General features: G+C 61.2%; 18 protein-coding genes. 16 read left to right on the top strand and 2 right to left on the bottom strand.

Features of this window, described 5'->3' with window-relative positions; translation table 11 throughout:
• Positions 1-149 precede the first annotated feature (149 nt).
• From B5527_RS19970 to B5527_RS19990, 5 genes are all read left to right on the top strand, one after another.
• Positions 150-752 carry a short chain dehydrogenase gene (locus tag B5527_RS19970; RefSeq protein WP_079603055.1) on the top strand — a complete coding sequence of 201 codons (603 nt, stop codon included), beginning with the start codon at positions 150-152 and terminating at the stop codon, positions 750-752.
• Between the two features lie 125 nt (positions 753-877).
• The gene (locus B5527_RS19975; RefSeq protein ID WP_154072396.1) at positions 878-2,077 is read left to right on the top strand and encodes an MFS transporter; all 1,200 of its coding nucleotides are present in this window, start codon (positions 878-880) and stop codon (positions 2,075-2,077) included.
• 45 nt (positions 2,078-2,122) lie between these two features.
• Positions 2,123-2,755 carry a DedA family protein gene (locus B5527_RS19980; protein ID WP_245332660.1) on the top strand — a complete coding sequence of 211 codons (633 nt, stop codon included), beginning with the start codon at positions 2,123-2,125 and terminating at the stop codon, positions 2,753-2,755.
• A 30-nt stretch (positions 2,756-2,785) separates the two neighbouring features.
• A complete protein-coding gene (locus tag B5527_RS47715; protein WP_276329351.1) occupies positions 2,786-3,172 on the top strand; it encodes a DoxX family protein in 387 nt (128 codons plus the stop codon).
• Complete coding sequence (locus B5527_RS19990; RefSeq protein WP_079603059.1) at positions 3,165-3,587, top strand: hypothetical protein; 423 nt, start codon at positions 3,165-3,167, stop codon at positions 3,585-3,587. The genes B5527_RS47715 and B5527_RS19990 overlap by 8 nt, the downstream gene beginning before the upstream one ends.
• A 242-nt stretch (positions 3,588-3,829) precedes the next feature.
• On the opposite strand, the gene B5527_RS19995 is transcribed toward B5527_RS19990, so the two are convergent.
• Positions 3,830-4,804, bottom strand: coding sequence for a LysR family transcriptional regulator (locus tag B5527_RS19995; protein WP_079603060.1), 975 nt, complete (start codon positions 4,802-4,804; stop codon positions 3,830-3,832).
• Positions 4,805-5,038: 234 nt separating this feature from the next.
• Between B5527_RS19995 and B5527_RS20000 the strand changes: the two genes are divergently transcribed.
• The 9 genes from B5527_RS20000 (at position 5,039) to B5527_RS20040 (ending at position 11,719) form a co-directional block, all read left to right on the top strand.
• The gene (locus B5527_RS20000) at positions 5,039-5,926 is read left to right on the top strand and encodes an alpha/beta hydrolase (RefSeq protein ID WP_079603061.1); all 888 of its coding nucleotides are present in this window, start codon (positions 5,039-5,041) and stop codon (positions 5,924-5,926) included.
• A gap of 127 nt (positions 5,927-6,053) precedes the next feature.
• Entirely contained in the window at positions 6,054-6,518 is a 465-nt protein-coding gene (locus B5527_RS20005) for a nuclear transport factor 2 family protein (RefSeq protein ID WP_079603062.1), read from the top strand.
• Between the two features lie 60 nt (positions 6,519-6,578).
• A complete protein-coding gene (locus tag B5527_RS20010) occupies positions 6,579-6,962 on the top strand; it encodes a nuclear transport factor 2 family protein (RefSeq protein WP_079603063.1) in 384 nt (127 codons plus the stop codon).
• A gap of 194 nt (positions 6,963-7,156) precedes the next feature.
• Positions 7,157-7,309, top strand: coding sequence for a hypothetical protein (locus B5527_RS45405; RefSeq protein ID WP_172842612.1), 153 nt, complete (start codon positions 7,157-7,159; stop codon positions 7,307-7,309).
• A 170-nt stretch (positions 7,310-7,479) separates the two neighbouring features.
• Entirely contained in the window at positions 7,480-8,229 is a 750-nt protein-coding gene (locus tag B5527_RS20015) for an SDR family oxidoreductase (protein WP_079603064.1), read from the top strand.
• A gap of 191 nt (positions 8,230-8,420) precedes the next feature.
• The gene (locus B5527_RS20020) at positions 8,421-9,188 is read left to right on the top strand and encodes a glucose 1-dehydrogenase (RefSeq protein WP_079603065.1); all 768 of its coding nucleotides are present in this window, start codon (positions 8,421-8,423) and stop codon (positions 9,186-9,188) included.
• Between the two features lie 86 nt (positions 9,189-9,274).
• Positions 9,275-9,562 carry a DUF1330 domain-containing protein gene (locus B5527_RS20025; protein WP_079603066.1) on the top strand — a complete coding sequence of 96 codons (288 nt, stop codon included), beginning with the start codon at positions 9,275-9,277 and terminating at the stop codon, positions 9,560-9,562.
• 124 nt (positions 9,563-9,686) lie between these two features.
• Positions 9,687-10,646, top strand: coding sequence for an alpha/beta fold hydrolase (locus tag B5527_RS20030; RefSeq protein WP_079603067.1), 960 nt, complete (start codon positions 9,687-9,689; stop codon positions 10,644-10,646).
• Between the two features lie 626 nt (positions 10,647-11,272).
• Positions 11,273-11,719 carry a thermonuclease family protein gene (locus B5527_RS20040; protein ID WP_079603069.1) on the top strand — a complete coding sequence of 149 codons (447 nt, stop codon included), beginning with the start codon at positions 11,273-11,275 and terminating at the stop codon, positions 11,717-11,719.
• A 44-nt stretch (positions 11,720-11,763) separates the two neighbouring features.
• Here B5527_RS20040 and dinB read toward each other — a convergent pair whose 3' ends face one another.
• A complete protein-coding gene (gene dinB, locus B5527_RS20045) occupies positions 11,764-12,843 on the bottom strand; it encodes a DNA polymerase IV (RefSeq protein WP_079603070.1) in 1,080 nt (359 codons plus the stop codon).
• A gap of 162 nt (positions 12,844-13,005) precedes the next feature.
• Between dinB and B5527_RS20050 the strand changes: the two genes are divergently transcribed.
• Entirely contained in the window at positions 13,006-15,165 is a 2,160-nt protein-coding gene (locus B5527_RS20050; protein ID WP_079607389.1) for a 3'-5' exonuclease, read from the top strand.
• A 75-nt stretch (positions 15,166-15,240) separates the two neighbouring features.
• Positions 15,241-16,365: a metallophosphoesterase gene (locus tag B5527_RS20055; RefSeq protein WP_154072884.1), complete on the top strand. Its 1,125-nt coding sequence runs from the start codon at positions 15,241-15,243 to the stop codon at positions 16,363-16,365.
• The last annotated feature ends 11 nt before the right edge of the window (positions 16,366-16,376 follow it).

Below are 16,376 nucleotides of genomic sequence, written 5' to 3' on the forward strand. Positions count from 1 at the left end.
GCGGGCTGAACCCGCAGGCCCACACGGCGAAGACCGAAGTGAGCGGAGCGAAATGTGCATTGTAATTAGTCAGTCAACTAACATACACTTGGATTAACCGAGGTGATCGGACGGCACAACAAGCCCCAAGCGGGGAGAATGGAGCTTTCATGAAAATTGTTCTAATTGGCGCAAACGGAAAGATCGGGGAACTGGTTCAAACGGCCATGGCCGGCGCCGGCCATGAGATCGTCAAGGTCGGACGCAAGTCAGGCGATTTCCAAGTCGAGATCGAGAACCGCGAAAGTGTCAGGAAGCTTTATCAAGCCGTCGGCTCGTTTGATGCCGTGGCCATTGCAGCAGGTGAAGTCGCATTCGCTCCGCTTTCGGAACTCACCGCTGAAAAGTGGCAGTTCTCGTTGGGAAGCAAGCTCATGGGCCAGATCAGTCTGGTTCAGGAGGCGATCCCGTTCGTCAACGAAAGGGGATCTTTCACCTTGGTTTCGGGCGTTCTTAATGAAGAACCGATCTTCGCCGGTGTCGCGGGTGCAACCGTCTCGGGCGCATTGGAAGGTTTTGTTCGGGCTGCCGCCGTCGAACTTCCCAAGGGACTGCGCATCAATGTGGTGAGTCCGACGATCCTGAAGGAATCCGAAGCTCATATGGGTTCGTTCTTTCCCGGCGTAGTTCCGGTCGAAGGCTGGAGAGTGGCACTGGCCTACAAACGCGCGATTCTGGGGGTGCAAACCGGCCGCGTCTACAGAGTTGATTGAGCTTGCCCAGCGTTTATTCGAAGACCGCGGGTTTGACAAAAGGATCGACTTGTCGCGGCAAGTCAGCCGACTGACTTGTACAACAAACAAAACAAGCCCTGAGCAGGCAGAACGGAACAAAAAGAATGAGAGTCCGGCGCCGGGCCCTTTCGCCTGCGGTCATGACGGCCTTCAGTTTAGTCGGGGCCGCACTGGTCGTAGCGAGCAACAGCGCGGTCACGCCGCTGTACCGGCTGTACCAGCAGTCCATGCATCTGACGCCGCTGATGATCACTCTGGTGTACGCAGTCTATACCTTCAGCCTGCTGGCCGCGCTGCTGACGGTCGGGGGGTTGTCGGACTATGTGGGGCGCCGGCCGGTCATTCTCAGCGGTCTGCTGTTGAACGCGATCGCGATGGTCCTGTTTTCCTATGCCACCGATGTCGGACAACTGATCCTGGCGCGCGCGGTGCAAGGCCTGTGCGTGGGCACTGCGACGCCGGTGCTGGGCGCTGCAATTCTCGACACCGACCACAGACGCGGACCCTTGCTCAACAGCGTCACGGCATTTCTCGGGTTGACGGCTGGCGCGCTCGGTGCTGCGGCCCTCGTCACCTTCGCGCGCGATCCGCTGCATCTGGTCTATGAGGTGCTGTTCGTGCTCACGGCTCTGATGATGGTCCTGCTGTTCGTGATGCCCGAGACGGTGTCGCGCAAGGCCGGCGCGTTGGCGTCTCTGCGGCCGCGTGTCAGTGTGCCGAGGCAATCGCGCGCGGCGCTGTTGCGTATAACGCCGGCCAGCATTGCGGCCTGGGCGCTTGGCGGATTTTACCTTTCGCTCATGCCGACGGTGGTGGCGACGACCTTGGGCGTCCGCGCGCCCTGGGTCGGTGGCATCGTCGTTGCGGCGCCCTGGTTGTCCGCCGCGGTGACTGTGGGAGCGCTCCGACAATTGGCCGCGCGCCGGTTGCTGCTGCTAGGCACTAGCGCATTGTCGCTGGGCGTTGTCGCCTCGCTGCTCGGCATTTGGCAGCACAGCGTTGCCGCCTTGTTCGCCGGTGCCTTGATCTCTGGTCTTGGCTTGGGCGCATCGCTCTCCGGCTCGTTGAGCGCGCTGTTGCCGACCGCCGAAGCGCATCAGCGCGCCGGCTTGCTGGCGACGTTCTATGTGCTGTCCTATCTCGCCCTCGGTCTGCCGGCGCTGGTCGCGGGCGCCTCGGTGCCGCTGATCGGGTTGGACACCGTGGCCTATGTGTACGGCGCGGTGGTCATCGTGCTCGCCATCATCTCGCTGATCGCGTCGCTGCGCAGCATTGGCAACGCGGCTGACGAACGGGATAGTTGAGAAAGAGGGCTTCGGCCTTCCTTTTCGAAGATGGAGCATACTTCCTTGTCCGATGCTTTGATTAGCTTGATCCCAACCTACGGCCCGTGGATCATCTTTGGTATTGTTGCGCTCGAAAGTGCCGGCGTGCCTCTCCCCGGAGAGACAATCCTTGTTGCAGCTGCGCTCCTTGCCGCTACCACTGGTCAGATCAGCATCGTCGTCGTTGTACTAGCAGCTGCAGCGGGTGCCATTGTCGGGGACGGCATTGGATACATGGTCGGGCGTCGATTTGGTTTGCCCCTTATTCGCAGATACGGCCGGTACATCCGCCTCGATGAGAATCGATTGCTGATCGGTCGATATCTTTTCTTTCGGTATGGAAACGTCGTCGTGTTCTTTGGGCGTTTCGTTGCAGTGCTACGAATGTTTGCGGCCTTGCTTGCGGGCGCCAACAGCATGCCGGCAGGTCGTTTTTTCTTCTTCAACATAACTGGTGGAGTTTGCTGGGCGTGCCTCTTCGGCTTCGGCGCTTATGCAGTGGGTGCCGAATTTTACACTATTTCGGGAACGTTGAGTGTGATCTCATTGGGGTTATTTATTGCCACGGGATTTGCACTCTCAATTTTCATGCGCCGAAATGAAGTCACGCTACGCCGTCGAGCGGAGCTGGCTCTGTCAGATCATTCGCGCGGATGACTAATCCGGTAATGGCAGATATTCGACCAGATCGGAATCGGCCAATGGTTTCGGATCGTCACCGGACTGGTCGAGATCTTGGGAGCGTTGGCCCTGTTGATCCCGCGCTCGGCGCCGGCCGGCGGCGTCTGGTTGGGAGTGACGATGGCGTTCGTGGCGGTACCTTCGCCAGGTCTTCGGCTTTATCGGCGTTGCCGACATCGAGATCATACTTGCCGGCCGCGCGCGTGCCGGCGACACGGGCGAGAAGGCCGTCGAGCAGTTCGGCGCCGCGGTCGCGGCAGCTGCGGCCTAGGCTGGCGCAGAGGAGAACAGAGATTCGCCGACCATGGCGCCTCATACCAATCCAGCTCCCGCTGCGCCGATCGCGATAGTTTTGGCGCGAACTCGGATCGAAAGGACCAAGCCGATGCTTGAACTGAATGTCTCGAACGTTCCTCACGCGACAGCCAGCGACGACGGATTGACCCTCACGATCATCTTCGATCTGGAAGACGGCGGCCAAGCGCGGATGCACATCCCTTACGGCCAGTACGACTGGTGGATTCAAGCGATGCAGGTCGTAGCCTCCGCCGCGTTCCGGAAGCAGGTCGAGGCCGGCCGAGTTACGGCAATTCCCAATCCCGTCAATGCCACGCAGATAGCCGACAGTGTGCGGATCCTCGCGAATCCAAAGCACCAGCATGCGCTCATGCAGGTAACCGGCCGAGCCTTCGAGAACGGACCTCTCGCGATGGGGTCGGTCTTGTTTTCGCCGTCGCTTGTCGAGTATCTCGCCCAGAAGTTTGCGGAAATCGACGGGCAACTCAAGGGCGCGAACAACCTTTCATAAGCCTGCGGCGGTGCAGAGGGGCGTGACGCCGGGGCGAGGGGTGGACGACCGCCTCCGGCGACTCGGTGGGCGAGGAGAAATCCTCATCCCTACCGCGACCAAAACGCTGACTATTCCTTCGGTCTTGTGCAAAGAGACAAACGCGCAAGAAGTCAGTGGGGCGGTCTCAAGGCGAGGGTGTAGTTGTCAATCGGCGACAATTGTTGGTCGACATGGATGACCTGCATCTCGCTGCTTCCAGATCAAGAGCTGTTTGCACCTTTGAGCTTGGGCGATCTCTGCGCAGTCGTTCGATCGCGCGGAGCATCGGCTCTCCGGTATTTGAAGTGCTCGATGAACGCGCGCAGCTTGGGCGAGACCTGGCGTCCACCGGGGTAGTATAGAAAAACCCCCGGCACTGTGACAGCGAACGGGGTCAGAAGGGCGCGCAATCGCCCGTCCGCAATCGGCGCCTTGGCGAGCGGGCTGGGCACTTGTGCAAGTCCTACACCCTGGATCGCCGCTCCGAGGAGTGTGGAGAAGTCGTGCGCAATGAGCGGCCCAGAGAGGATTGCCTCGACCGCCTTGTTGCCGTTGACAAAAGGCCAGGGTGCGATCGACCCATTCGAGCGGCGCATGCGCAGGCACGCGTGCTGACGCAAGTCATCGATGCTTTCCGGCCGCTTCCGTCGGCGCAGATAATCTGGGCTGCCCACGACCACGAACGGGAACGGCGGCATCAGCCGCACTGCGACCATGTCGGCGGCGATGAACTGGCCCAGCCGGATGCCGGCATCAAACCCTCCGGCCGCGAGGTCGAGCAGTTCATCGCTTGCGGCGATCTCCACCTCGACCTCGGGAAAGGCTTGGCAGAAGGATGCGATCAGCGGCTCCAGCAGGATCGGCACCACTGTCCGAGGCACTGTCAGGCGCAACAGTCCGGTCGGTCGCTCGCCAAGATCGCGCGCAATCTCGCTTGCGGCAACGAGTTCCTCGAAGGCGGGCTTTGCGCGCGAAAGGAATCGTTCGCCGGCCTCAGTCAGGCCGACACTGCGAGTCGTGCGTAGGAAAAGCGCTGCACCGACGCGTGCCTCTAGTACGCGGACCGTGTGACTGATCGCCGATGGAGTCACCCCGAGGTCTGCGGCCGCTCTGCGAAAACTGCGGTGCTGGGCGACGCTCAGGAACGCCTCCACGCCGTCGAGCGCGCCTTGCCTGACTGTGAAATTCTGTTTCATAGCCCATCATCATTATCGCCAATAGTCGCTCGCGAGAAGAGGTCATATGTCTGGCCTGCAAATTCGCAACGTCGATGTCGAGACCCAAGATCGGCGTCAACTCAAGCCCGGTGAGACGCGCCGCGTGCCCACGTCCGGGATTGGTTGCGACAGGGGGAGAGTAACCGAGGCGATCGGGCAAATGGATGAAGTCGGTCGGTTTTGCCGCACTCCCTAGTTCACAGGAGAACAAAAATGTCGAAACAACAGCTCGCCGCAATTCTTGAAATGAGCGCCCAAAACCCCCCTCCCGCAAATGCCACCCCGGCGGAGATGAGAACATGGATCGAAGGTGTCGCCGGCCAATTGCCCGCGGCGGAGAACGTCCAGATCGAGCATGTGAACTGCGGACCTTGTGACGGCGAGTTGATCTTGCCCGCGGGCGGCGATGCCTCGCGCCTTATCATCTTGTACCACGGCGGCGGCTTCTTCTTTGGGTCCAGCCGCACCCATCGCGTCATCGCTTCCAACTTGGCGCGCGCAGCCGGAAGCGCCGTATTGACGCCAGACTATCGTCTGGCTCCGGAAAACCCGGCGCCGGCCGCCCACGATGATGCATTCGCCGTATATCAGTGGGCGCTGAAGCATGGTTATGCGTCAGGCAAAGTGGCTTTGCATGGGGACTCCAGCGGCGGCAATCTGGCGCTCGCCACGGCCGTGCGCGCCAGGGACGCCGGGCTTCCGCGGCCTGCAGCGGTGACGTTGATGTCGCCCTGGCTGGATGTGGCCCGGGAAGGCGCCTCGCACCAGGGAACGCCCGATGACCCGGTCGTCTCCAATGAAATCCTGGAACTCTTTACGGTCCGCTACCTTGGCGACGGGGATCGCAAGTCGCCCTCGGTGACCCCGTTCTATGCGGACTTCAGCGGCTTGCCGCCGACGCTTGTGCACGTGGGCACTCGGGAACGGCTGCACGACGACTCGGTCACAGTGGTTGCGCGCATGAAGGCCGCGGGCGTCGCCGCCGACCTGAAGGTCTTCGACGGCATGAGTCACAACTGGCAGCTCTACGCCCCGATGCTCGATGAGGGCATGGCGTCCATCGAGGAGTGCGCGGCGTTTATCAAGGCGCATCAGGCCTGACGTCCGCGGCCGTGTTTCGTATGCGACATCATTCATGCGCAGCGCGTTATTCGCGGAGCGGCCTACCCATGTTTGGCACCCGTTTCCTCGCCTAATCCCTCATTCGGGTACAAGTAAGGACATCACAATGAAAGACGCCAAAACACTTCTGCTCGAATTCCTCGCCGCGGTCACGCACGGCCAAGACGCCGCCGCCCAGTTCGCCGAGGATGGGGCGCTCGAACTGCCGTTCCTGCATTCGCTGGGCATCCCCTGGCGCCACCGGGGTCGCCAAGCAATCAGGGAGTTCCAAGACCAGCTCGCCGGGCTCTATGTGGACATCGGCTTCCTGCCCGAGGACACCATCGTCCTGATCGACACCCCGGAGCAGGTGTTCGCCGAATACATGGCCCACACGACGGCGCGGGCAACCGGGCGCACCCTCCATCACATGTTTGCAGCCCGTCTCGTGGCCGAGAACGGACTGATCAAGCTGGTGCGGGAGTCTCTGAACGTGGTCGCCGCGGCCCAAGCCCTCCTACCCGGCGGCGTCAAGGACCTGCCCGATCCGGAGAAAGTGATCTTCTCGGTTCCTCCGGACTACCGGAGCTAAAGCCTTCGAGAGTTCTCTTCCAGCATCGTCAATCATTAAGCTCATCGAGGAAGCACCACCATGGCCGACAACATGCAAATCGTCCTGAACGCCTTCGAAACCCTTTTCAACAAGCGCGACTACGCCGCCGCGGAGCGTTTCTGGTCTCCGAACTACATTCAGCACAGTGCGCACATTGCGCCCGGACGCGAGGGACTTTTCGCCCTGATCAAAGGGGCCCCTGAAGCCTTGCACTACGAGAACGGGCTCACCGTTGCCAATGGCGACTACGTGCTCCTCCACGGCCCGTTTAGCGGCTTAGGGCCGGCGAACTGGATCGTGGTCGATATTGTGCGCCTCGAGAATGGCCAGCTGGCGGAGCATTGGGACGTGATCCAGGACGAGGCCACGCGCGAGCAGTCGCGGAGCGGCCTGCCGATGTTCGGCGACAAGTTCCCGGGTTGATCTTGCCGCGCGCCGGGCACAGCGACAGCTCGCCAACTCTGCAAATTCACCTCATCCTGGTCAATGTGCATGGTTCCGGTTCCTGTTCGGTCACCTCTCGATAACGTGAATATATGACGATCCTCATGTTATCGACCGACGAAGAAGCGCGACTAAATTAACGTCTACTCAAATTACAGATGAGGAGAATTTCGATGATGAAACATGCCAAACATTCGATCGAGTCTCATCGCTATGAACTCCTGCACGGCGAAGATGCCGACTTCATCGCCTATCGACGGAAGTTTGGCGATGGCCTTTGGCAGACGGTTTCAACATGGATGATCCCGCGTACGGAGTATCCGTAGCCGATCTTTGCCCACCTCGCCCCAAATGAGGGCGACGCCACGGGCGGCTGAATGGCGTCAACCCGTGGCGAAAGGTTCGTGGAACTTCGAAAGCCAGGGAAAGTAGCCGGACACCCGGGGCCGCAAGCGCTGCGGGGATGCGCTTCACCAGGAAAAAAGGAGTGACGATAATGGGCAAGCTCGCAGGAAAAATCGCACTCGTGACAGGTGGCAATAGCGGTATCGGACTCGCCACCGCGAAGCGGTTCGTGGACGAAGGCGCCTACGTCTTCATCACGGGACGCCGTGATCGGGAGTTGGCCGCGGCGGCAAAGGAAATCGGCAGAAACGTGACCGGCATACAAAGCGATGTCTCGAGCCTTGCCGATCTCGATAGACTCTTTGCGCAAATCAAGCGTGAGAAAGGCAAGCTCGATATCGTGTTTGCCAATGCCGGTGTCGCGAAACATGCCTCCTTCGGTGAGATAACCGAGGAGCTCTATGATTCGACCTTCGACATAAATGTCAAAGGTCTTTTGTTCACAGTGCAGAAAGCGCTTCCGTTATTGCCGGATGGCGCTTCCATCGTCCTCAATGCGTCTATCGTCGGCAGCAAAGGGCTGCCGTCGAACAGCGTTTACAGCGCGACCAAAGCCGCCGTGCGCTCCTTCGCGCGGACTTGGACGACGGATTTGAAACAGCGCCGCATTCGCGTGAACGCGATAAGCCCTGGCTCCATCGACACGCCAGGCTTGACCGACATGCTGGCTTCCTCGGAAGCAGGCGAGCAACGCCGAAAGATGATCAGCAGCGCTGTTCCGCTGGGTAGATTCGGCACCCCCGACGAGATCGCGAAGGCCGTGGTGTTTCTCGCGTCCGACGAGAGCAGTTATGTCACGGGAACGGAATTGTTCGTCGATGGCGGTTTCGCACAGGTTTAGTCCCGTCATCGCCGACTGCGTCCAGGAGGACTGAACTATGGTCAACAATTCGCTCGCGGAAGTCCGCGAAGACCGTGCCGACCTCTCAAAGCTTGTCGACCTGATTTCAGGCCTTAACAGAGCGACCTTGCATTGGCCGCATCGATAGCGACTCGCGACGCAAATTATTTTCTGGGTAGGAGGTGAGATCTATGCGGTTGAAAGGCAAGTGTGCCCTGATCACGGGCGGCAATAGCGGGATTGGCCTTGCGACTGCGCGGCGGTTTGTTGCCGAAGGCGCTCGTGTTGCAATTACAGGCCGCGATGCGGCAACGCTCGCCGCGGCTGCGAATGAGTTGGGTGTGACGGCCATCAGATCGGATGTTCTGGATGCGCAGGCGCGCTCCAGCCTTTTCGATCGGATCAAGGACGAATTCGGCCATCTCGACATCCTGTTTGCCAATGCCGGGATAGCAAAATTCAGCCCTATCGAGGAGACCCTGGAAAAGGATTTCGATGACGTCTTACGCACCAACGTCACCGCGGTTTTCCTGACCGTCCAAGCTGCTTTGAAGCTGATGGACGCGGGTGCGTCGATTATACTGAACGGATCGATGGCTGCGACAACCGGCAGTAGCCAATCTTCAGCCTACGCCGCCAGCAAAGCGGGCGTGCGGGCGATGTGCCGCTCGCTCGCAGGTGAGCTTTCACCGCGTGGCATCAGAGTCAACGCTGTTGTTTCTGGCGTTATCGAAACGCCGATCTGGCAGCGAACGGCCGTGCCGCCCGAAGCCGCTGCGGCACGCGAGCGTCGCCTCCAAGCGATGATTCCACTCAATCGCGTCGGTCGAGCCGAAGATATAGCCAACGCCGTCCTCTTTCTTGCGTCGGATGAGGCAGCTTACATCCAGGGAGCAGAGCTTGTCGTCGATGGCGGCGTTCTTGGATCAGCGGCCGCAGCACCAGCGCATCGCCGCTGACGATTGGTGAGCGCGGGTCGATGTGAACATCCTCTTGCGTCCACCCTGCACGCCTCACCGCCCTCTATCCAAACAGGAATGCCCCGATGCCAGCCTATGTGATCCTCATCAACAACAAGACGACCAACGCCACGGAGCTCGACCGCTACCGACCGAAGGCGGCCGCGGCGCGCGCCGCCCACCCCGCGACGTTCCTCGCCGTCAACGGAAAATACGAGGTCCTTGAAGGAGCTCCCGCCGAGAGCATCACCATCGCCCAATTCCCGGACATGGCGGCCGCCAAGGCCTGGTACGACAGCCCCGAGTACCAGGATGCCAAGCAGCATCGCTTAAGTGGCGCGGACTTCCGCATCATTCTGACGGAAGGCCTCTAAGAGCGCTCGCATGGTCCGGCCCGCCGCGCACGGCGCAGGCGGGACCCTCGCGGTCCACGGCGGCATCACCGCCGCGACATGAACGAGCCGCCGTTGGATCGCGGCGGTGCAAAGAGGAAGCATCATGTCCAATTTTCGTCAGGTACAAGTGGGCGAGGTCACATTGCGGGTCGCCCTTCAGGGTGAGGGCCCGCTGGTTGTCATGGTCCACGGCTTTCCGGAGTCGTGGTACTCGTGGCGCCATCAGATGGGCCCCATTGCGGCCGCCGGCTTCACGGCCTGCGCGATCGACGTTCGCGGTTACGGCGGCTCTGACAAGCCCCATGAGGTCGAGGCCTATAGTCTCGAACATCTGTCCGGAGATGTGGCTGGCCTGATCGCCGCCCTAAGCCCGGACAAGCCGGCGGTGGTCATCGGCCACGACTGGGGCGCGCCCATTGCCTGGACCACGGCCCTCGCTCATCCCGACCGGGTGCGGGCCGTCGCTGGCCTGTCGGTGCCCTACACCGGTGCCCCCCAGCAGTCGGTGCGCGAAATTGTTGAGGCCGTCTACACGAGCCAGGATCGGTTCTTCCATATGCACTCTTTCGAGACAGAAGGCGTCGCGGAGGTCGAATTCGAAGCCGATGTACGCGGGGGGCTGCGACGCTTCTTTTACGCCTGGAGCGGCGACGCTCCGGCCGAGGCCTGGCCCTCGGACAAGCGGGCCGGCGACCCAGTCCTGCTGCGCGTCCCCGATCCAGACCCCTTGCCGGCCTGGCTCACCGGCGCTGACATCGACTACTACGTCAGCGAGTTTGAGCAGCACGGCTTTCGGGGACCGCTCAACCGCTACCGCAATAACGATCGGGACTTTGCCTTCCTACGGGGCTTCGAGGGACGCCGCATCGAACAGCCGGCGCTCTACATCGGCGGCGAGCGGGACAGGGTTCTCCAGATGTTCGGAGACCGCCTGCCCCTCATGCGAGGCGCATTGCCGGACCTGCGGGGGCTTCACCTGCTTCCAGGCTGCGGCCACTGGACTCAGCAGGAGCGGCCTCAGGCAGTAAATGATCACTTGTTGACCTGGCTTCGCGGGCTCTGACGCTTCCATGCCGAACTCGTTTAGCTCAGCGACAATCGCACGGAGGCGAAGCGCTGGAACGACTTGGCGCACAGCGAGATCTCTTCCAGCGGTCATCCTTTGCATCCGGGTCCGATGGCCCACGGGCCCGAATACGATCGACGGTGATTTGCACAGATAAAAGACGTGGACCGAACCGGATCGTCTAGGACGCATTTATCCGGCCCTTGCCAGAACACTTCTGGCAGGGCGGAGGATAGATCCGGCGGCCGGGCTGCTTTGGCTGAGCAGCAGCCTGGAAACCGGTGCCATCGCAAGCGGAGTATATGATTTCCGTCGAGGGTGCTTTTGACTTCAAATTCTTCATGGCGATCATTTCTTGGACACGATGCCGACGCCTGCCATGTCGTTATGGAGGACGGTTTGTGCGCTCCGATTATCCCACTTCAGCGTCACCCCGGACCAATTCGTCTCAGTGACGGTAGCCTGGTCGCTCTTATCGTCACGCCAGCAAACGCGGGCGCCGACGCTTAAAGTTCTGGACTGGGAGCCGGTCATCCGTTTTGCCGTTTCTGTGCAGGGTCGACGCCGCCACACTAGCTTTTTGGCCGGCCGATTGCCACGATGACCCTTGAGGGGGCCGAGCCATGAATCGTGAGGCGAGGAAATGCGGACTGTACGCGGCAATCCTGGCGGCAACGCTGTGCTTTCCGGCTATGGCCGCGGATTACCTGGGCACGGTAACTTCGGTGGCGGACGGCGACACCTTCACGATGGAAGCGGAGACGGGGCGGGTGCGCGTCCGGATCTGTGGGATCGATGCCCCGGAACGCGGCCAGCCCGGCTACGGCCAGGCCGCCGGCGTGCTGGCAAACCTGGTCGAGGGAAAAATAGTCCACTGCCTGCAGGTCGGCGAAGGCACCCCTTGCGACGGCAAATCGAAACCCATCAGCCGTGACCGCATTGTCGCGCAGTGCTTTCTGGACAAGCTCGACATCGCCGAAGAGATGACAAAATCTGGAACGGCGTGCGACTGGGCCAAGTTTTCCGGAGGCCATTACAAGATCAGCGACAGCACTTGTTCGCGGAAATAGCGTCGGCGACAGGTTATCCTTAGTCAAGCGCTCTGCCTCATCACTTAAAGCTCTAACGGCATCTGTTCGGGGCGATCAATCTCTCCTGCAGAAAATCCTGAAATCGAAACTCCAAGTAGCCTGACGGCCTTTTCCGTCGGGAAGATGGTCTTCAGAAGTTCAGTCGACGCCGAGGCTAACTCGTGGCGGCTGCCAATAGTGCCGATCAACGTCCTGCTCCGCGTAATCTGCTCGAAATCGGCGAACTTCACCTTGAGCGTCACCGTCCGGCCCCGTGTGCCCTTGTCCTCGCAGTGCCGCCAAACCTTGTCGATAAGCGGCTGGAGTTCGGTAACCATCGCCTCGAATTCGGTGAGGTCAGTGAAGAACGTGTTTTCGGCGCCGACCGACTTCCTTATCCGGTTGGCCCGTACCTCGCGATTGTCGACGCCTCTGGAGATCCAATAATAATACGTACCCGCCTTCCCGAAGTGGGCTTGCATGAACTCGAGTGACTGGTTGCGCATGTCGAGGCCAGTGTAGAGCCCGAGGGAATTCATCTTGGTGCTGGTCGCCGGCCCGATGCCGTGAAACTTGCCGACGGCTAAGGTTTCGACGAACGCCGGCCCCATCTCCGGCGTGATGACGTACTGGCCGTTCGGCTTGCGGTGGTCGGAGGCGAGCTTGGCCAGAAACTTGTTGTAGGAGATGCCGGCGGAGGCGTTGAGGCCAGTCTCCTGTTTGATCTTGGCGCGGATTGCCAGGGCGACGTCGCGCGCCAGCGGAATCCCCTGCAGGTTTTCGGTAACGTCAAGGTAGGCCTCGTCGAGTGATAGCGGTTCGATGATCGGCGTGTGCTCGGCGAATATTTCGCGGATCTGCTGCGAGACTGCCTTGTAGGTCTCGAAGCGTGGCTTCACGAATATCAGGTCCGGACACTGTCGCTTCGCGGTGACCGACGGCATCGCCGAACGGACACCGAACTTGCGTGCTTCGTAGCTCGCCGCCGCCACGACGCCGCGCTCGCGGGATCCGCCTACGGCGACCGGCTTGCCGCGGAGATCCGGATTGTCCCGCTGCTCGACCGACGCGTAGAAGGCGTCCATGTCGACGTGGATGATCTTCCGCTGGCGGCCTTCGTCCATCGCGCACTCTATTGATTTTGCAGCCGTCCCGGCGCGAACCTTGACAAATCGGGGCGTTCTAGAACAAAGATAGAACAGTTACCGCGCAGCGGCAACCAACCGCGCCGGTCATGGCCCGTCAATTCCTTGCGCGCCATCCAGGAAGGCCCGAAGGCGCTGCGAATGAAACGGCCCGATCTACCCGTCTACTACTACCACGATCATTTCGTCGAAATGCTGTCGTTCGCCAGGACGACCTACGGCTCGATCCTGACGGACGAGCACGACGCCTTCGTCTTGCGGTTTCAAAGCCTTTCCAAGGACGCGCAATGCCTGCTGATCCGGATGGTCAACCGGCGCGGCGCGATCTTCAACAGAACGCTCTTCCGCTACACCGAGATATTCGATGTGGAGCGCGCGGCCGACGACCTCTTGGCTTGTGGCCAAGCCAGAACCCTCAAGGCGGAGGACTATGCTTCCTTCGTCGCATGCCTGCCCAAGGACATCCTGGTCGGCGGCGCGAAAGGCGCGGGGCGGACAGATATCCGTGTCTCCTGGCCGAAAGCGAAGCTGGTCGACTACTTCCTGACCCAGGTTCCGTTCGAGGTCGCCGCTGAACATTGCGGGGCCGCCAAGTTCATCGCGCTGGATGACGTCCGGCCGCTCGAATTCCTGCTCTATCTGTACTTCGGCAAGACAGAGGAGGACCTGAAGAATTTCGCCCTGCGAGATCTGGGCATCATGCGGACCAACAAGGCCACTTCGTTCAGGGCCCGCTTCACGGACGGGGATGAGGCGAGGGCATGCTTTCGTTACAGCCAGCTTCTCGACAGGATCGAGGTCGGGTCGACCAACATCTACCAAGGTGCGGTTGGCGACATCCTCGGAGGTCCGGATTGCCCGAGCGACTATGCTGCCGATCTCCGCAGCCGTGCCGCCTGCCAGGTAGGTCAGTTCTTCGAAAAGCTCGGAGAGAAGGATCTCGCGAGGCAGCTTTATCGCGTCGGTTCGTCGCCGGAATGCCGAGAGCGCTTGGTCCGTCTGCTCTACGGGACCGGCGAAAAGGCTGATGCCGAGGATCTGCTGAGACGAATGATCGACGATCCGGCCAGCGATGGCGAACTCGTTTTCGCGACGGATTTCTACGCGCGGAAATTCGGCGGCCGTAGGACCGGATCGTGTACCGAGCTTCTTCGTGCCGGGCTCAAGCTAACCGTCGACGACACCTATCGCGGCAATCCGGAGGCGGGCGTCGCGGGTGTGATGCGCCGCAGGGGCTACCGGGTCTTCTTCGCGGAGAACACGCTCTGGCATTCGCTGTTCGGGTTGCTGTTCTGGGACGAGTTGTTCGAGTCCGACCTTCTCAACAGTAGCTTCGATTGGGTGCCGCACTGCCTCAAGGACCGCAGCTTCGCGCATCGGTTCGCTGCCCAGATCGACGACAAGCTTGATGCCATCCGATCAGGCAATGCGTTCAATCTGCTCCTGCGCCCGATCGCTGCGAAGTGGGGCCGTCCGAACGGCATCTTCGCCTGGGACCACGTCGATGTCGATGCGCTGCGAGCGCTGCTGTCGGGAGCCCGCGGAGAAGGGATCGCAACTATCGTAAGCGCCTTGTGCGAGAACTTCCGCGACATGCGCGACGGCTTCCCGGATCTCATGCTGGAGAAGGATGGCGCGGTCTCCTTCATGGAGATCAAAGCCGAGGGCGACGTGATCCGCCGCAACCAACTCACTCGGTTGCGGCAGCTTGGAGGCGTCGGCATCCGCGCGGAGATCGGCCGGGTCGATTTCCGGTTCGATCCGGAGCAGGACTACGTCGTGGTCGACGTCGAGACGACGGGCGGTTGGGCGTCCGGCGATCGGATAACCGAAATCGGCGCGGTCAAGATCCGCAACCACCAGGTCGTCGACGAGTGGCATTCCCTGGTGAATCCACAGCGAGCCATCCCGGCCAAGATAACGCAGATCACCGGCATCACGAACGAGATGGTCCGCGGTGCTCCGATATTCGCCGAGGTCGCCGACAGCTTCATGCAGTTCATGGGCGACGGGATATTCGTCGCTCACAACGTCAATTTCGATTACGGCTTCATGAGCCATGAGTACGAACGACTCGATCGCCGCTTCCGGTTTCCGAAGCTGTGCACCGTCGCCGGCATGCGTCGGCGCTACCCCGGACACAAGTCGTACGGCCTCGGGAAGCTGTGCGAGCACTACGGAATCGAACTCGAGACGCATCACCGTGCGCTGTGCGATGCGCGGGCGACCGGTCACCTGCTGAACCTCATGAACCTCAAGCGGGAAGGTTGCGCGCCCGAGCGAGCCGAGGAAGCGGCCTGACCGAAGCTAATTCGAGTCGAGATGGTGCCGGGCTTCGTGTACGAAAGCCGCACCGATCAAATCCGGAGCGAACCGATTCCCCAACTCATATTCGGCCTGGCCTATCTGCTGATCCTGACCCGCTTCGTCTGGCCGCTGCAGTTGCCGCTCTCGATCAAGATCTTGGTGGCGGCGCTCGCGTTGGTCGCATTGCAGTTTCACCGGTGGAGCAAGCTCTCGTCGGGCTCGGTATTCTCTCCGGAGTTTCCACGCCCTGTGGTCGTCCTCTTCAACTGGGCGTTCGGCGCGATCGTCTTGCTGGCGCTGCTGCAACTGACGCTCGATGTCGGACTTCTGGTCGGACTTCTGATCCATGGTGGCATCGTGAGCGCACCCGACGGCGTCCGCTATGGATTGGCTGCGGTGGCCACCGTCGCGGCCGCTGTCGGTGTCCACCAGGCGATGCGGATTCCGCCGCTGAAGGACATCGAAGTCGGCATCCACGGACTTCCGCGACAGTTCGACGGGTACACCATTCTGCAACTGACCGATCTCCACATCAGCCGGCTGTTTCCCGCTTCATGGGCGCGCGCCGTCGTCGAGCGATCGAACAAACTCGGCGTCGACCTGATCGCGATCACGGGTGATCTGATCGACGGCACTCTCGATGCGCGACGCGCCGACATCGAGCCGTTGCGGGACTTGAAGGCGACCGACGGCGTCTACGTGATCTCGGGCAATCACGAATACATCTTCGGCTACAGCACGTGGATGGCGCACTTCGCCGAATTGGGACTGCTCTCGCTCGAGAACAGGTACATCGTTCTCGATCGCGGCGGAAGCAAGCTGGTGCTCGCCGGCATTACCGACCGGGCGTCGCGCCACACTGGGCATCTCGTCCGAGACCTGGCCGCCGTCCTCGAAGGCGCCCCCAAAGGCGCCCCTGTCATCCTGCTCGACCATCAGCCTAGCGACGCGCGAAACGCCGCGAAGCTCGGCGTGGCTCTGCAACTGTCCGGACACACGCACGGCGGATTGATCCTGGGGATCGACCGGTTGGCCGCGCGCGCCAATGCCGGCTATGTTTCGGGCCGCTACGACGTCGACGGGATGACGCTGTACGTGAACAACGGTACCGGGCTGTGGCCCGGCTTAGCGCTGCGGCTCGGCCGCCCCTCCGAATTGACGCGGATCACGCTGCGGCAGGCGGGCGCCACCTGATCTCGCCGGTT

Origin of the sequence: Bradyrhizobium erythrophlei, from assembly GCF_900129425.1 — a bacterium.
In the GTDB taxonomy this organism is placed as follows: Bacteria; Pseudomonadota; Alphaproteobacteria; order Rhizobiales; family Xanthobacteraceae; genus Bradyrhizobium; species Bradyrhizobium erythrophlei_C.

Bases quoted from the DNA above. Each gene is read 5' to 3' on its own strand.
- B5527_RS19970 (WP_079603055.1), top strand. From the start codon at position 150: ATGAAAATTGTTCTAATTGGCGCAAACGGAAAGATCGGGGAACTGGTT.
- B5527_RS19975 (WP_154072396.1), top strand. From the start codon at position 878: ATGAGAGTCCGGCGCCGGGCCCTTTCGCCTGCGGTCATGACGGCCTTC.
- B5527_RS19990 (WP_079603059.1), top strand. From the start codon at position 3,165: ATGCTTGAACTGAATGTCTCGAACGTTCCTCACGCGACAGCCAGCGAC.
- B5527_RS19995 (WP_079603060.1), bottom strand. From the start codon at position 4,804: ATGAAACAGAATTTCACAGTCAGGCAAGGCGCGCTCGACGGCGTGGAG.
- B5527_RS20000 (WP_079603061.1), top strand. From the start codon at position 5,039: ATGTCGAAACAACAGCTCGCCGCAATTCTTGAAATGAGCGCCCAAAAC.
- B5527_RS20005 (WP_079603062.1), top strand. From the start codon at position 6,054: ATGAAAGACGCCAAAACACTTCTGCTCGAATTCCTCGCCGCGGTCACG.
- B5527_RS20010 (WP_079603063.1), top strand. From the start codon at position 6,579: ATGGCCGACAACATGCAAATCGTCCTGAACGCCTTCGAAACCCTTTTC.
- B5527_RS45405 (WP_172842612.1), top strand. From the start codon at position 7,157: ATGATGAAACATGCCAAACATTCGATCGAGTCTCATCGCTATGAACTC.
- B5527_RS20015 (WP_079603064.1), top strand. From the start codon at position 7,480: ATGGGCAAGCTCGCAGGAAAAATCGCACTCGTGACAGGTGGCAATAGC.
- B5527_RS20020 (WP_079603065.1), top strand. From the start codon at position 8,421: ATGCGGTTGAAAGGCAAGTGTGCCCTGATCACGGGCGGCAATAGCGGG.
- B5527_RS20025 (WP_079603066.1), top strand. From the start codon at position 9,275: ATGCCAGCCTATGTGATCCTCATCAACAACAAGACGACCAACGCCACG.
- B5527_RS20030 (WP_079603067.1), top strand. From the start codon at position 9,687: ATGTCCAATTTTCGTCAGGTACAAGTGGGCGAGGTCACATTGCGGGTC.
- B5527_RS20040 (WP_079603069.1), top strand. From the start codon at position 11,273: ATGAATCGTGAGGCGAGGAAATGCGGACTGTACGCGGCAATCCTGGCG.
- dinB (WP_079603070.1), bottom strand. From the start codon at position 12,843: ATGGACGAAGGCCGCCAGCGGAAGATCATCCACGTCGACATGGACGCC.
- B5527_RS20050 (WP_079607389.1), top strand. From the start codon at position 13,006: ATGAAACGGCCCGATCTACCCGTCTACTACTACCACGATCATTTCGTC.